Here is a 15,105-nt window from a genome sequence, read left to right on the forward strand (position 1 = left end):
GGCGGGCATGGCCGAGGGCGCCGGGCGGCGACTTCGATCATGAACATCACACTCAAGCAACTGCGGGTCTTTTGCGCGCTTTACGAACTGCGCAGCTTCACTGCCGCCGCCCGCGCGGCCTTCGTCACCCAGTCGGCCGTCAGCAAGCTCTGCGCCGAGCTGGAGGCCGAAGTCGGACAGCCTCTGTTCGAGCGCTCCACGCGCAGCGTCACACCCTGCGACGGGGCGGCGGATTTCTACGCCTACGCGCAGGAGATCCTGGGCACGGTGCGCGCCGCCGAGCGCAGCATGTCGGGCCTGCGCACCCTGGAACGCGGCACCGTGGGCGTGGCCACCTCGCCCCTCATGATGGTGGGCCTGCTGGGCGAGGTGGTGACGGCCTATCACCGCGCCCACCCCACCGTGAAGCTGGACCTCTTCGAGCTGTCGACCGACGACACCATCGAACATGTGCGCAACGGGCGCGCCGACTTCGGCATCGTTTCCGTCGAAACGCCCGCGGAGGAGCTGAGCACCCGCGTCATCTACCGCGACACCATGTACGCGGTATGCGCCCCGCGGCACGCCCTGACCCGCAAGCGGTCCGTATCATGGGCCGACGTGGCGGCGCACGACCACATCATGCTGCGCAACGTCTACAGCGTGCGGCGCAGCCTGGACCGGGTGGCGGCCGACCTGAACCTGGTGTTCCGGTACCGCATCGAGGCGGGCATGCTGACCTCGGCATTGAATCTTGTCGGCGCCGGACTCGGCATCACCGTCATCCCGGGATATGCCTGCGACCTGGCGCGCCAGCTTGGCCTGCGCATACTCGCCATCGAGGGCGCCCGCAAGCACGGGCACGAGCTCTGGCTCATCCAGCGCCGCGTCGCGCGCCTGTCGCTGGCGGCATCGGCCTTTCTGCAAGCCACCGAGGACTATTTGCGCCAACGGCAGTCGGGAGATGACTAATCCCAATCTGGAATAGGTCTATGAAAATAAGTCCCTTGTTGAGATAAGCGCGGGGCCAGCATCATACGGGTCAAGTCAAAGAGGGCCCGCTCGCGGCCCCCACAGGAGACAACCATGACCCGATTGTTCGGCGCCCAGCGCCGCCGCCTGCTGCTCGCCGCCGGCCGCCTCACCGTCCTGACCGCGCTTGCGGGCGCGCTGCCCGCCGGCGCCGCGATGGCGCAGCCCGCCTATCCGGACAAGCCCATCACGATCGTCGTGCCTTTTTCGCCCGGCAGCGCCACCGACACCAGCGCCCGCATCATTGCCGAAAAGCTCGGTCCCCGCATGAATGTTCCGATCGTGATCGAGAACAAGCCGGGCGCCTCCGGCACTATTGGATCGTCATTCGCGGCTCGCACGCAGCCCGACGGCTACACGCTGATTCTCACCAGCAGCTCGACGCACTCGGCGACTCCGGCGCTGTTCCGCAAGCTGCCGTTCGATCCCACGGCCGATTTCATTCACGTTGTCCGGATCGCCACCATCCCGATGATGCTGGTGGTGCGCGAGGATGCGCCCTACAAGACCCTGCAAGAGCTCGTCAAGGCCACGCAGGCAAAGCCGTTGAACTACGCCTATGGCTCGCCCACCAGCCAGATCGCCGGCGCCACGTTCAATACGGTGGCGGGCGCCGCGGCCAATGGCGTGCCCTACAAGAGCCAGCCTCCCGCGGTCACGGATCTACTCGGCGGCCACGTCGATTATCTTTTCGCCGACCTGTCCGTCGTCACTTCCTTCATGCAAGGCGGAAAGCTGCGCGGGTTGGCGTACACGGGCCATGACCGGGCCAAGGAATTTCCGAATGTCCCGACACTGGCCGAACTGGGCTACAAGAATTTCGACCTGGTCGTCTGGGTCGGCGTCGCGGCGCCAGCCAAGACTCCCGACGCCATTGTGCAAAAACTGAACCAGGAAGTCGCAGCCATCCTGCGCGAGCCCGACGTCCTCCAGCGCTTCGAGTCGCTGGGCATGCAGGTTGCCCCCAACACGGTGCCTGAGCACCAAGCCTTCGCGCAGACCCAGCGCCAGGTCTGGACGCAGCGCGCGGTCGACGCAAAGATCGAGCCGCAGTAGGCAGGCGGTTGCTCCGGCTGCCTTGCGGGAGCAGCCAATCCGCGCCTGGCTGCCCCGAACGCGGCCCTGCCTAGGTCGCGGCGCGCGATAGATGGGCCGGTTGCGATGAGGAGGCGGCAAGCACCTCCATGCAGGCCCGGAGCACCCGAGCCGGCTGGATCGAATTGATCTCCTTGGATGCGTTGTCCGGCACGACATCCCTCGTGCATTCCCGCGCCCAGAACCACTCCGGGTTGGGCTCATTGAACACGCCCACATAGGGCAGGCACAGGCCTTGTGCAATGTGCGACGGCCCGCAATCGTTGGACACGACCAGGCGGGCGTCCTGCATCAGGGCGGCCAGCGCCCCGACGGGCCGGCAGAACTCGATGCGGAAGTCTCGTCGTCCGAGCTGCTTCAGGCGTTCAAGCTCAGCGGTCTCGTCCGGACCCAGAACGAAAGTGAATACAGCGTGGCCGCCGAGCTTCTGCTGAAGCAGGTCCGCCAAGGCGATGTAATGTTCCAGCGCCCAGCGCTTGAACTCGCCTGAGCCGCCTCCGGGTATCAAGACAATGTCGGCCGGCTCCACCTCATGCCTGTACGGCATCGCGATACGCGCGAAGCACTGCCGCGCCACATCCTCGGGATCATGCTCCTGGTAAGCCCCGAGCAATCGGAGGTTTGCCAGGCCGATGTATTCGTTGATGTCCTTGCGATGCCGATGGGTCCACACGCGGTCGCCGAGCCGGTTGTTGTCAAAGCCCATCCGAAGCGCAGGACGACGAAGCAGGCTGATCAACGCGTAGCGTTCGCTTGAATGGTGGAAATTCACGGACACCTCGGCACGACGCGGGAGCGCGCGAAACTGCTCGACAAAGGCGCCGGCGCGGACAAACTCGTCAACCCAAGGCAGCTCGCGATAAAAATGCCCCACGTCATAACGCGACACCACGCGGACGGCTTTATCAGCCCAAAGTTGCTTCAGGAGATAGAGCGCAGAAAAGGCGACGATCTGGTCGCCAAACCGGCGCTGGCTCCTGACAAAAACAACAACGTCCGACATACACCCGGCACCCAGAGAAGTTTTAGAGAGACGCGACGATAAAACAAATTAAATCTGAAGGAAAGTTTTTGATTGTGTGGTGGTGTGATTTGTTTTTGTAAGTCAAGTGTGGCATGGCGCTATAGATTAAGCGCATACCCAACACAGGAAGTTTCCTTGGCGGCCGGAATAAGACAAATGTTCCGGCAATGCTTACCCAAGCAAGGCTCTTGAGTATGCGGCCTCGAATCGCAGGAATAATCAATAATCTTGTTTTGTGGACTTGCCGCAAATCAAGGTTTCCTCAGATATTCAAGCTTCAGGGATACGTATATACATACAGCCATTGAAGCCGATGGCCGACACAAGAAACGGATCGACGAATGCTTCCAGCCTGCGGCATGGCGATGGCCGAGGACTTGAGATGGCCGAGGACTTGATTACGTGCGTTGCGGCAAACTCGGCAAGGCCGGCCTATGCCGCCTTCCTTGATCCTGGAAGCAAACGCAAAAAAGCCGGCAACGCTTGCGCGATACCGGCTTTCAGCCAAAGGCGTCGGGAAACACCTTCATGAATTCGACCACATCAAGTGGTCGGGGCGAGAGGATTCGAACCTCCGACTCCTGCGTCCCGAACGCAGTACTCTACCAGGCTGAGCTACGCCCCGAGTCTTACTACCAACTTAGCGGCGCTCAGTGCTACCAAGTTTCTTTGCTGCAATCCTTCCGCTTCCAACCGGCCTGATGTCTCTAGGCCTGTCTTCATGAACCCTTCCGGGTTCCGGTAAATTTCGCTGACCGTTGCTGTCCGGCATTGCCGTCCGGTTTTGGCTGCCGATTTTGCTGCCTTCCGAACTGCCTTTTGGCTAACGATCTCTATTCACCGCGAAAGCGCAGAATTCTAACAGAGAATTTAGAAAAGGGGAAATGGGGTAGATCGACAGGGCTTCACGGGCGCGATCCGCCTCGGCCACGGCGGCCTGGCGGGCGTGCTCCAGCGCGTCGGTTGCCTGGATGGCGGCGGCCACCGCGGCGAAGTCGGCGTCGCCGGTCTTGATGGCGTCGCGGATCAGTTGCTGCTGTTCCGGGGTGCCCACTTGCATGACGCGGATCAGCGGCAGCGTCGGCTTGCCTTCGCGCAGGTCGTCGCCCACGTTCTTGCCCAGGGCGGCGGCGTCGCCGCTGTAGTCCAGCACATCGTCGACCAGCTGGAACGCGGTGCCCACATGGCGCCCATAGGCGGCCGCGGCGGCTTCCTGCTCGGGGGTGGCGCCCGCCAGCACGGCGCCCACCTGGGCGGCGGCTTCAAACAGCTTGGCGGTCTTGTAGCGCACCACCTGCAGGTAGCGCTCTTGCGAGACGTCGGGGTCGTGCACGTTCAAGAGCTGCAGCACCTCGCCCTCGGCGATCACCGTGGTGGCTTCGGACAGGATGCTCATGATGCGCATCGAGTCGGCCTCGACCATCATCTCGAACGAGCGGGAATACAGGTAGTCGCCCACCAGCACGCTGGCCGCGTTGCCGAAGACGGCGTTGGCGGTTTCACGGCCGCGGCGCAGGTCGGACTCGTCCACCACGTCGTCGTGCAGCAGCGTGGCCGTGTGGATGAATTCCACGACGGCGGCCAGCAACTGGTGGTGCGTCCCTTCATAGCCCAGGGCACGCGCCACCATCAGCACCATAGCCGGGCGCATGCGCTTGCCGCCCGCCCCAATGATGTAGTCGCCGATCGTGCGGATCAGGACGACATCGGAATTCAGCCGCTCGCGGATAACCGCATCGACGGCTTTCATATCGTCAGCAATGGGGGCAATAAGCGCGGGGAGATTCAAGACGTATCCGACATGTGTGAAGCGAGCCGCGTGACGGCTCTTACCGCTGGGCCCGCCAGCGGAGGCGGGGGATTCGACCACGGATTATACGGGGAGTGCCGGGGGAAATCCGGGCGCGGCAGCAGGAAGCGGCGGGGCCCGGCCTTGCGCGCCCTGGCCGCGCCGCGCCCCAGGCCGGATCAGCGTCCGCGCGGCAGCAGGCCGCGCGCGGCCAGGTTGGCGTACAGCGCGCGCACGCCGAACGTCCAGGGCGCGATCTCCGTGGACAACTGGACCTCGTTGACCAGGGCCCCGAGACGCTCGGAGGCGATCACGACGCGATCGCCCAAGCGGTGGGTAAAGCCCGTGCCCGGCCCCTTGCGGTCCTGGCTGGGCGAGAACATGGTGCCCAGGAACAGCATGAAACCGTCGGGATACTGATGGTGCGCGCCGCAGGCCTGGCGCACCAGATCCAGGGGATCGCGGCTGATCTCGCGCATGTGGCTCACGCCGTCCAGCTCGAAGCCGTCCGCCCCCTCGATGCGCAACGACACGTCGGCCTGGCGCACGCTGTCGATGGTGAAGTCGCCGTCGAACAGGCGTATGAAGGGACCGATGGCGCAGGACCCGTTGTTGTCCTTGGCCTTGGTCAACAGCAAGGCGCTGCGGCCCTCGATGTCGCGCAGGTTGACGTCGTTGCCCAGGGCGGCGCCCACGACTTCGCCCCGGCTGTCCACCGCCAGCACGATCTCGGGCTCGGGGTTGTTCCACTGGGATTCGGGCAGCACGCCGATCCGCGCGCCAAAGCCCACCGACGCCATGGGCGGCGTCTTGGAGAAGACCTCGGCGTCGGGACCGATGCCCACCTCCAGGTACTGCGACCACTGGCCGCGTTCAACCAGTTCCTTCTTGAGCTTGGCGGCCTCGGGCGAACCGGGCCGCAGGCGCGACAGGTCGGAGCCGATCAGCGCCTGCATCCGCACGCGGATCTGGTCGGCGCGGCTGGCGTCGCCGCCGGCCTCTTCTTCGATCATGCGCTCGAGCAGGCTGATGGCGAAGGTGACGCCGGCCGCCTTGACGGGTTGCAGATCGCAGGGGGCCAAGAGGCGCGGCCCGTCCCCGCCCTGCAGGGTGGCGGCCATCAAGGCCCGCGCATCGCCCAGCGATTCCCCCTGGGCGTTGGCGGCCAGCGCCACGCGGTCAGGGCGGTCCAGCAGGTCCGACACGGTGGGCGCCACGGCGGTGATGTCGATCGCTTGGCCCCCGCGCACCACCACCACGCTGGGCCCGTTCACCGGCGCCGGACGCCATACCCGCCCCACCAGCAGCGCCTTCGGCAGGTCGGAAGGCAATGTGTTGTCTTGGTTCATAAGTCTCCACGTTCCATGCCTTGTGTGCGGCATTCCAATAGGGTGCAAGGCAGTCTAGGGGACTTCATTTATCATGTCCAACATCATGATTTTCAGTCCAATATATTGGACAATCTGCCGCCATGGCCACTGAATACGACGTTCCCGCCATCCGGCGCACCCACGACATCCTGCGGGTGCTTTCCAACCGCCGCGCGCCGGTCAAGGCCGCGGAGCTGGCCCAGGCGTGCCAGCTTGCCAAGAGCACGCTGTACCTGCTGCTCGACTGCCTGGAGCAGCGCCGCTGGATCGAACGCAAGGACGGCGGCTACATCATCGGACTGGAACTGATGGCGCTGGGCTTCGCCTATCTGCGCCACGACGGACTGCAAGCCGCCTTCCACCAGGCGGCCAGCGCCTTCGTGGCCCGCAGCAACGAGGTCGTGCAACTGGCGGTGCTGGACGGATACGACGTGGTCTACCTGGCCCGCGAGGACGCTCGCCGTCCGGTCAGGCTGGTGTCGGACCTGGGCTTGCGCCTGCCCGCGCATGCTTGCGCGCTGGGCAAGGCCCTGCTGGCCAGCCTGCCGCCCGAGGAACTGGCGGCCTGCCTGCCCGCCGCCCTGCCCCGCGTCACCGACCGCACGATCACCGACCTGGCCGCGCTCCACCGCGAGCTGGACGGCGCGCGCGAATCCGGCCTGGCCCAGGACCTGGAAGAAGTCGCCACCGGCCTGGTCTGCTACGCGGCCTATGTGGGCGTGACCCCGCTGGGCAAGCGGGTCGCGGTCAGCACGTCCATCCCCACCGACCGGCTGGACGACGCGCATCGGCGGGAGGTAATGGAAGGGATCCGCCGGGTGGCGCGCGACGTCGCGCTACGGGTGGTGCCGGGCGCCTGAAGCCTGCGCGCCACACCTAAGCCCTTAGCCTGCAACGGCTTTTTGACTTTCTTAAAGTCCCGGGCTAATATCCCGGATTCGGTCAGCAATGCCCGAATTACGTCGGTTGTTTACGCAATCCCTTTGGAGCCCTTTTGGGGCAACAGGAACCCCAGCAATTTTCAAAGGCCGGGGCCGCCTTCCAAAGCGGCAATCCCGCCCAGCAGGGCAGGCAGCGTAAATGAACCCATTTACCTATTTAAGGAACACCCCATGTACGCGGTCGTAAAAACCGGTGGCAAGCAGTATCGCGTTGCCGCTGGCGAAAAACTCAAGATAGAACAGATACCGGCAGACATTGGGCAAGAAATCACCCTGGACCAAGTGCTGTCCGTGGGCGAAGGCGACCAACTGAAAGTTGGCACGCCCCTCGTCTCCGGCGCCGTGGTCAAGGCAACGGTTCTTGCGCAAGGCCGCCACGACAAGGTCAAGATCTTCAAGATGCGCCGTCGCAAGCACTATCAGAAGCGTCAGGGCCACCGTCAGAACTACACCGAAATCCGCATCGAAGCCATCACGGCTTAAGAAGCGACTCGGTACCACTTAGCAGGAGCTAAACATGGCACAGAAAAAGGGCGGCGGCTCTACGCGGAACGGACGCGACTCAGAATCGAAGCGTCTGGGCGTCAAGACTTTTGGCGGTGAATTGATTCCCGCTGGTTCGATCATCGTGCGTCAGCGCGGTACTCGCTTCCACGCTGGCGTGAACGTCGGCATGGGCAAGGACCACACCCTGTTCGCGCTGGTCGACGGCAAGGTTCAATTCGGCTTCAAGGGCGCATTGAACAAGCAAACCGTTTCGATCATCGCTGCCGAGTAATCGGACCAGCACGGTCAGCAACGCGGTTCGCCGCGTTCTCGAACGGCAAAAGCCCTGTCGCATGCGGCAGGGCTTTTTTGTTTTAGGGCAAAATTAGCGGGAACCCGCGTTCTGCCTTCCCGGCGGCGCCCACCCACGCGGCGCGGCCCCAAACTTACATCACACGCAAACACCATGAAATTCGTTGACGAAGCCACCATCGAGGTCGTCGCCGGCAAAGGCGGCAATGGCGTGGCGAGCTTTCGCCGCGAAAAGTTCATCCCCAAGGGCGGCCCGGACGGCGGCGACGGCGGACGCGGCGGCACCATCTATGCGGTGGCCGACCGCAACATCAACACGCTGATCGACTTCCGCTACGCGCGCCTGCATCGCGCCAAGGGCGGCGAGAACGGCCGCGGCTCGGACCAGTACGGCGCAGCCGCCCCGGACATCACCCTGCGCGTGCCGGTGGGCACGATCATCCATGACGCCGAAACCGGCGAGGTCCTGTTTGACCTGAACACGCACGAGCAGAAAGTCGTGCTGGCGGCAGGCGGCCAGGGCGGCATGGGCAACATCCACTTCAAATCCAGCCTGAACCGCGCGCCCCGCCAGTGGACGCCCGGCAAGGAAGGCGAACACCGCTACCTGCGCATGGAACTGAAGGTGCTGGCCGACGTGGGCCTGCTGGGCCTGCCCAACGCCGGCAAGTCCACGCTGATCACGCGCATCTCCAACGCGAAGCCGAAGATCGCCGACTACCCCTTCACCACCCTGCACCCCAACCTGGGCGTCGTGCGCACATCGCCGTCGCGCAGCTTTGTCGTGGCCGACATTCCTGGCCTGATCGAAGGCGCCTCCGAAGGCGCCGGCCTGGGCCACCTGTTCCTGCGCCACCTGGCGCGCACCCGCGTGCTGCTGCACCTGGTGGACGTGTCCACGCCGGACCCGGACGCGGACCCCGTCGAGCAGGCCGTCGCCGACGCGCGCGCCATCGTCGAGGAACTGCGCCGCTATGACCCGGAACTGGCCGCCAAGCCGCGCTGGCTGATCCTGAACAAGCTGGACATGGTGCCGGACCCCGAGGACACCAAGCGCCGCTTTGTCGAACTCTACGACTGGAAGGGTCCGGTGTTCGGCATTTCCGGCCTGTCGGGCGACGGCACGCAGGACCTGATCTACGCGCTGCAAGACTACCTGGACGCCGAGCGCGAAAAGGAACACCTGTCGAACGACCAGGCCGACGGCAGCTACGTGGCGCCGGACCCGCGCTTTGACGACACGCGTACGGATGCCGACAAGCCCGCCGCGCCGCGCGCCGCCGACGAATAAGCCATAATCGCAGTCCTTACGATTACGTCTTTTCTCGCCGCAGCCGGCCCCCATCATGTCTGCTGAATCATCCGCCGTATCCGTCGTCACCAACGCCCAGCGCCTCGTCGCCAAAGTCGGCTCGTCGCTGGTCACCAACGAAGGCCGCGGCCTGGACCGCGCCGCCGTGGCGCACTGGGCCGCGCAGATCGCCGCCCTGCACAAGCAGGGCAAGCAGATCGTGCTGGTCTCCAGCGGCGCCATCGCGGAGGGCATGGCCCGGCTGGGCTGGCGCAAGCGCCCGTCCGTCATGCATGAGCTGCAGGCCGCGGCGGCAGTGGGCCAGATGGGCCTGTGCCAGGCCTACGAGGCGGCGTTCGCCGAATACGGCCTGCGCACCGCGCAGATCCTGCTGACGCACGAAGACCTGGCCGACCGCCACCGCTACCTGAACGCGCGCAGCACGCTGTTTGCCCTGCTGCGCCTGGGCGTGGTGCCGATCGTGAATGAAAACGACACGGTGGTCACCGACGAGATCCGGCTGGGCGACAACGACACGCTGGGCGCGCTGGTCACCAACCTGATCGAGGCCGATACGCTGATCATCCTGACGGATCAGCGCGGCCTGTACGACTCCGATCCCCGCAAGAATCCCGAAGCCAGGTTCATGTCGCATGCCCAGGCCGGCGACCCCGCCCTGGAGGCCATGGCGGGCGGCGCGGGCAGCGGCATCGGCACCGGCGGCATGCTCACCAAGGTGCTGGCCGCCAAGCGCGCGGCGCACAGCGGCGCGCACACGGTCATTGCGTCCGGCCGTGAACGCAACGTGCTGACGCGCCTGGCCCAGGGCGAATGCATCGGCAGCGAACTGCGCGCCGTCCTGCCCGTGTGGTCCGCGCGCAAGCAGTGGCTGGCCGACCACCTCCGGCTGCGCGGCCGCGTGGTGCTCGATGACGGCGCGGTGCAAGCGCTGCTGCGTGAAGGCAAGAGCCTGCTGCCCATCGGCGTGACGGAAGTCGAAGGCGAGTTCGGCCGCGGCGACGTCGTGGCCTGCGTCGACAGCGAAGGGCGCGAATGCGCCCGCGGCTTGATCAATTATTCGTCGGTCGACACGCGCCGGATCTTGCGCCAGCCCTCTTCGCAGATCGCCCGCATCCTGGGCAGCATGACGGAACCCGAGCTCATGCACCGGGACAACCTGGTCGTGCTTTAGGGCTGGGCCGCCTCGGCCTGTTCTTTCGCAACGCCGTGGGGCAGCAGGATGTAGCCCCATCCCCGCACCGCGAGCACCGGAAGTTCAATGTTGTAGCGGCGCGCCTTGCTGCGCAGCCGCGACACCACCACATCCACCCGCCGCGCCCCGTCCAGGGGATCGCGCGCGTCGCCGGGAAAGAAGCGCTCCCGGTGCAGGCAGTGGCCCGGCGCATTGAGCAGCCGGACAAAAAAGGCGCGTTCCCTGGCGGTCAGCGGCAGGCGTTCTCCGCCGGGCCCGGCCAGCACGCGCGCGGGCGCATCGACGCGCCAGGAGCCCGCGCCGCGGCGCGCCCGCCGGTACAGGTTGCGCAACAGGGCATCCCATTCCAGCGGCTCCATGCCGACCGACACGCAGGCATCGGCGCCGGCATCCAGGGCCGCGACGCGCTCGATCGCCGTGAGCCCGCAGGCCTGCCAGACCACGGCCGCGCCAGGCGCCGCGCGGCGCAGCGTGGCGATAAGCCTGGGAACCCCGGCGCAGGCGCCGCGCAGCACCAGGGCGTCCGCCACGTGGGCCCGCAACTGTTCCTGCAACCCGCCCAAGGAATCGAAAACGCGGACCTGCCACCGGAACTGACGCAACGCCGCGGCGAAGTTATTACTCGTCATTTCATCGAGTTGCACGACGAAGACGCTGCCACGTTCCTGCATGCGAGTGCCCCCCAATTTATCACTTAAGTAATGTTTATAACTACCAAAGTGCCCGGTCAGCAAGCTTCAATCGCCTTGTGAAAACATTCTCAGACCGACTGAAGCACGCGCGTCTCTTACGTGGCCACACGCAGAAGGCGCTCGCCCGTTTGGTACGCATCTCGCAAAGTGCAATCGGCAGCTACGAAAGTGGTTTGCGGCACTCCAGCCGCTCTGCCCGCAAACTGGCGCAGGTCTTGAAGGTCGAGATCGAATGGCTTGAAACCGGCAAGGGCCCCATGGAGCTTCCCATGGACGGCTACGACCTGAGCAATACGCTGCCCGCCTCGGGCGTCGCGGAATCCGCTCCGCGTCCCGGCGGCCGGCCGCGCCCCATGGCGCCGTGGCCCTACCCCAACATTTCGCCTTCGCAGTTTGAATCGCTCACGCCCGACGATCGCATGATGCTGGAGGCGCTGACGCAAACCTTCATCGAAACGGCGCTGCTACGCCGCGGCATCAAGCCGCGCGGACGCAAGATCGGCTGAAGAATGCCCCAACGCCGCGCGCGCTGTCGCGGGCTTGCTGCCATCAGGGCAAAAAAAACCCGGCAAATTTGCCGGGTTTTTCGTTGCTGCGCCGATCAGGGCTTGGCAGCGGGCGCCGGAGCCGGAGCCGTGCCGCCCGCAGGCGCCGGGGCGGCGTCGCCGCGGATCTTGGCGGCGATTTCGGAGGCGGCTTGGGCCGACGGCACGCCAAACGCCAGGACGCCGCGGTTCAGCGGTTCGCCGATCAGCGGAGCGGCGACGAGTTCCTGGTCGATGACCAGGGCCAGCACGCTGCCGACATTGCTGGTGCTGACGCTGGTGAGCTTGCGCGTGCCGGCTTCGGAGAAGCGCAGGCCCACGAAGTTCTGGCCCTGGCGGTCCACCAGCGCGGCGGCGTCGGTCAGGTCGGCGCGCGTCAGGACGGGCGTTTCCTGAAGATAGAGCTTGCCGTCGGGCAGGCTGACTTCACGCAGGCCCGGCGCGGGTTCGCGCTTGGCCAGGTAGAAATCCACCCGCGATGCGGTGGCGGGAGCCGCGGATTGCTGGCCGGCTTCGGGCGTGGCCGCCGCGTCGGACGTCTTAGTCGGGGCGGTCTTGCAACCCGCTAGCGCCAACATCACGACTACCAGGGCGGGCGCCAATTTGCGTATGGTCAGTTGCATGCTCGATTCCTTCTTAAGTGGGCTGATGCCGGACGGTAAGGCCATAAGACTGTACATGCGGCGTTAGCGAAAAGTGTACCGAACCTGAATGACACCGTGGCCGCAGTCTGAATCCAAATGTAAAGCAGTAATACCAGCCCTGCCTTCAAACGCGGCCGTGGCGCGGACTGGCGGGCATCGCCGGCTGCCGCGACGCACCATCGCTGATCGTTGATCCGCGCGCGCGCCTAGGCTCTATACTTCGCTTTCGCGCAGGGGTACTCGTCCCGCCTTCAAGGCGGCGACGTGTTGAGAGAGTCCCTTCGTACCAGTACGGATAATGCCGATGCTGGGAGCCGTATTCCCGCCACGCGTCCACGCACGCCTGGCGGGAGTCCATTCCCGATCGGCTCCAACCACTCGCTTGGAGCTTTCCATGAACGCCAATCCCAAATTCCTGGCCGCTACCGCCGAAGTCGATGCGGCGGCCGTCGCACCGCTGCCCAAATCCCGCCGCGTGTATGAGACGGGCTCGCGCCCCGACATCCGCGTGCCGTTTCGGGAAATCGAGCAGGACGACACGCCGACGATGTTCGGCGGGGAAAAGAATCCTCCGCTGACCGTGTATGACTGCAGCGGCCCCTACACCGACCCCGAAGCCATGATCGACATCCGCCGCGGCCTGCCCGAACTGCGCCGCGGCTGGATCGAAGAACGCGGCGACACGGAAGTGCTGTCGGGCCCGACCAGCGACTACGGCAAGGAACGGCTGACCGACCCCAAGCTGACGGCCATGCGCTTTGACCTGCAGCGTCCGCCGCGCCGCGCCAGGTCGGGCGCCAACGTCTCGCAGATGCATTACGCGCGCCGCGGCATCATCACGCCTGAAATGGAATACGTGGCGATCCGCGAAAGCCTGCGCCGCGAGCACTATCTGCAGACGCTGCGCGACAGCGGCCCCGACGGCGAGAAGATGGTCAAGCGCCTGCTGCGCCAGCACCCGGGCCAATCGTTCGGCGCAGCCATTCCCGCCGCCATCACGCCGGAGTTCGTGCGCGACGAGATCGCGCGCGGCCGCGCCATCATCCCGGCCAACATCAACCACCCTGAAGTGGAGCCGATGGCCATCGGCCGCAATTTCCTGGTGAAGATCAACGCCAACATCGGCAATTCCGCGGTCAGCTCCGGCATCGGCGAGGAAGTGGAAAAGATGACCTGGGCCATCCGCTGGGGCGGCGACACGGTGATGGACCTGTCCACCGGCAAGCACATCCACGAGACCCGCGAATGGATCATCCGCAACTCGCCGGTGCCGATCGGCACGGTGCCGATCTATCAGGCGCTGGAGAAGGTGGACGGCAAGGCCGAGGACCTGACCTGGGAGATCTTCCGCGACACGCTGATCGAGCAGGCCGAGCAAGGCGTGGACTACTTCACGATTCATGCGGGCGTGCGCCTGCCGTTCATCCCGATGACGGCCGACCGCATGACCGGCATCGTCTCGCGCGGCGGCTCGATCATGGCCAAGTGGTGTCTGGCGCACCACAAGGAGAGTTTCCTGTACGAGCGCTTCGAAGAGATCTGCGAAATCATGAAGGCCTACGACGTCAGCTTCTCGCTGGGCGACGGCCTGCGCCCGGGCTCGGGCTACGACGCCAACGACGAGGCGCAGTTCGCTGAACTGAAGACGCTGGGCGAGCTGACGCAGGTGGCCTGGAAGCACGACGTGCAGGTGATGATCGAAGGCCCCGGCCATGTGCCGATGCAGATGATCAAGGAAAACATGGAGCTGCAGCTGGAGCACTGCCACGAGGCGCCGTTCTATACGCTGGGGCCGCTGACGACCGACATTGCGCCGGGCTATGACCACATCACCTCCGGCATCGGCGCCGCGCTGATCGGCTGGTACGGCACCGCGATGCTCTGTTATGTGACGCCGAAGGAGCACCTGGGGCTGCCGAACAAGAAGGATGTGAAGGACGGCATCATCACATACAAGATCGCGGCGCATGCGGCCGACCTGGCCAAGGGCCACCCGGGCGCGGCGATCCGGGACAATGCGCTGTCGAAGGCGCGCTTCGAGTTCCGCTGGGACGACCAGTTCAACCTGGGCCTGGATCCTGACACCGCAAAGGAGTTCCACGACGAGACGCTGCCGAAGGATTCGATGAAGGTGGCGCACTTCTGCTCGATGTGCGGTCCGCATTTCTGCAGCATGAAGATCACCCAGGACGTCCGGGACTACGCGGCGGCTAAGGGGGTTAGCGAGAAGGATGCGCTGCAGAAGGGGATGCAGGAGAAGTCCGTGGAGTTCGTTAAGAAAGGAGCCGAGGTTTATCATCGGCAGTGAGTTTTTTTGTAGTTGTTGTTGGTTTGGTTTTGCGCCGGGTAGGGTTCTTTAGACGCCCGGCGTGGCGGGGCCCGGGGTGCGCGGGGCCGCGATTGAGGCCCGGAGCCTTCGCTCCGGGCTGCCCCTTTGTCATCCTCGGCTTGAACTGGGTGTCTGACACCCATGAAACAGCGGCTCAAGCTGAAGGTTGCCTCACACGGGTGTCAGACACCGGCAGAGCAACGACAGGCCCGGAATTTTCGGCTCGCCACTAGTCGCCATATCAACTCCACTGCCCCACCGCGAACCAGGTGTCTGACACCCATGAAACAGCGGCTCAAGCTGAAGGTTGCCTCACACGGGTGTCAGACACCGGCAGAGCAATGACAGGCCCGGAATTTTCGG

14 protein-coding genes and 1 tRNA gene are annotated in these 15,105 nt (G+C 65.1%); 9 read left to right on the plus strand and 6 right to left on the minus strand.

Annotated elements, in window-relative coordinates:
• Positions 1 to 39: 39 nt before the first annotated feature.
• Positions 40 to 951: a LysR family transcriptional regulator gene (locus ACFWP0_RS00160; RefSeq protein ID WP_377838909.1), complete on the plus strand. Its 912-nt coding sequence runs from the start codon at positions 40 to 42 to the stop codon at positions 949 to 951.
• 114 nt (positions 952 to 1,065) lie between these two features.
• On the plus strand, positions 1,066 to 2,067 hold the full coding sequence (locus tag ACFWP0_RS00165; protein WP_377838910.1) for a Bug family tripartite tricarboxylate transporter substrate binding protein: 1,002 nt from the start codon (positions 1,066 to 1,068) through the stop codon (positions 2,065 to 2,067).
• Positions 2,068 to 2,137: 70 nt separating this feature from the next.
• Here ACFWP0_RS00165 and ACFWP0_RS00170 read toward each other — a convergent pair whose 3' ends face one another.
• The 4 genes from ACFWP0_RS00170 to ACFWP0_RS00185 form a co-directional block, all read right to left on the minus strand.
• Positions 2,138 to 3,109 (minus strand): glycosyltransferase family 9 protein, encoded by a 972-nt coding sequence (locus ACFWP0_RS00170; RefSeq protein ID WP_377838911.1) that lies wholly within the window; start codon positions 3,107 to 3,109, stop codon positions 2,138 to 2,140.
• Positions 3,110 to 3,678: 569 nt separating this feature from the next.
• Positions 3,679 to 3,755: transfer RNA gene (locus ACFWP0_RS00175), tRNA-Pro, on the minus strand.
• Between the two features lie 198 nt (positions 3,756 to 3,953).
• Positions 3,954 to 4,919, minus strand: a complete 966-nt coding sequence (ispB, locus tag ACFWP0_RS00180; RefSeq protein WP_377838912.1) for an octaprenyl diphosphate synthase — start codon at positions 4,917 to 4,919, stop codon at positions 3,954 to 3,956.
• Positions 4,920 to 5,098: 179 nt separating this feature from the next.
• Complete coding sequence (locus ACFWP0_RS00185) at positions 5,099 to 6,268, minus strand: fumarylacetoacetate hydrolase family protein (RefSeq protein ID WP_377838914.1); 1,170 nt, start codon at positions 6,266 to 6,268, stop codon at positions 5,099 to 5,101.
• Between the two features lie 122 nt (positions 6,269 to 6,390).
• Here ACFWP0_RS00185 and ACFWP0_RS00190 point away from each other — a divergent pair, with 122 nt between their 5' ends.
• The 5 genes from ACFWP0_RS00190 to proB all read left to right on the plus strand — a co-directional run bounded on the left by ACFWP0_RS00190 (position 6,391) and on the right by proB (position 10,511).
• Positions 6,391 to 7,149, plus strand: coding sequence for an IclR family transcriptional regulator (locus ACFWP0_RS00190; RefSeq protein ID WP_377838915.1), 759 nt, complete (start codon positions 6,391 to 6,393; stop codon positions 7,147 to 7,149).
• Between the two features lie 252 nt (positions 7,150 to 7,401).
• Positions 7,402 to 7,713, plus strand: coding sequence for a 50S ribosomal protein L21 (gene rplU, locus ACFWP0_RS00195; RefSeq protein ID WP_006216228.1), 312 nt, complete (start codon positions 7,402 to 7,404; stop codon positions 7,711 to 7,713).
• Positions 7,714 to 7,747: 34 nt separating this feature from the next.
• Entirely contained in the window at positions 7,748 to 8,008 is a 261-nt protein-coding gene (gene rpmA, locus ACFWP0_RS00200) for a 50S ribosomal protein L27 (protein WP_006224659.1), read from the plus strand.
• 174 nt (positions 8,009 to 8,182) lie between these two features.
• Complete coding sequence (obgE, locus tag ACFWP0_RS00205) at positions 8,183 to 9,319, plus strand: GTPase ObgE (RefSeq protein ID WP_377838916.1); 1,137 nt, start codon at positions 8,183 to 8,185, stop codon at positions 9,317 to 9,319.
• A 55-nt stretch (positions 9,320 to 9,374) separates the two neighbouring features.
• Positions 9,375 to 10,511, plus strand: a complete 1,137-nt coding sequence (gene proB / locus ACFWP0_RS00210; protein WP_377838918.1) for a glutamate 5-kinase — start codon at positions 9,375 to 9,377, stop codon at positions 10,509 to 10,511.
• On the opposite strand, the gene ACFWP0_RS00215 is transcribed toward proB, so the two are convergent.
• Entirely contained in the window at positions 10,508 to 11,203 is a 696-nt protein-coding gene (locus tag ACFWP0_RS00215) for a transcriptional regulator (protein ID WP_377838919.1), read from the minus strand. The two genes, proB and ACFWP0_RS00215, sit on opposite strands and share 4 nt — an antisense overlap.
• Positions 11,204 to 11,280: 77 nt before the next feature.
• Here ACFWP0_RS00215 and ACFWP0_RS00220 point away from each other — a divergent pair, with 77 nt between their 5' ends.
• A complete protein-coding gene (locus tag ACFWP0_RS00220) occupies positions 11,281 to 11,730 on the plus strand; it encodes a helix-turn-helix transcriptional regulator (protein ID WP_377838921.1) in 450 nt (149 codons plus the stop codon).
• A gap of 95 nt (positions 11,731 to 11,825) precedes the next feature.
• Here the strand turns inward: ACFWP0_RS00220 and ACFWP0_RS00225 are convergent, their stop codons facing one another.
• Positions 11,826 to 12,392 carry a preprotein translocase subunit SecD gene (locus ACFWP0_RS00225; RefSeq protein ID WP_377838922.1) on the minus strand — a complete coding sequence of 189 codons (567 nt, stop codon included), beginning with the start codon at positions 12,390 to 12,392 and terminating at the stop codon, positions 11,826 to 11,828.
• Positions 12,393 to 12,807: 415 nt separating this feature from the next.
• On the opposite strand from ACFWP0_RS00225, the gene thiC reads away from it, so the two are divergent.
• Positions 12,808 to 14,721, plus strand: coding sequence for a phosphomethylpyrimidine synthase ThiC (thiC, locus tag ACFWP0_RS00230; protein WP_377838923.1), 1,914 nt, complete (start codon positions 12,808 to 12,810; stop codon positions 14,719 to 14,721).
• Positions 14,722 to 15,105 lie beyond the last annotated feature (384 nt).

The sequence above is a fragment of the Achromobacter sp. NPDC058515 genome (assembly GCF_042721735.1).
GTDB lineage: Bacteria > Pseudomonadota > Gammaproteobacteria > Burkholderiales > Burkholderiaceae_B > Achromobacter.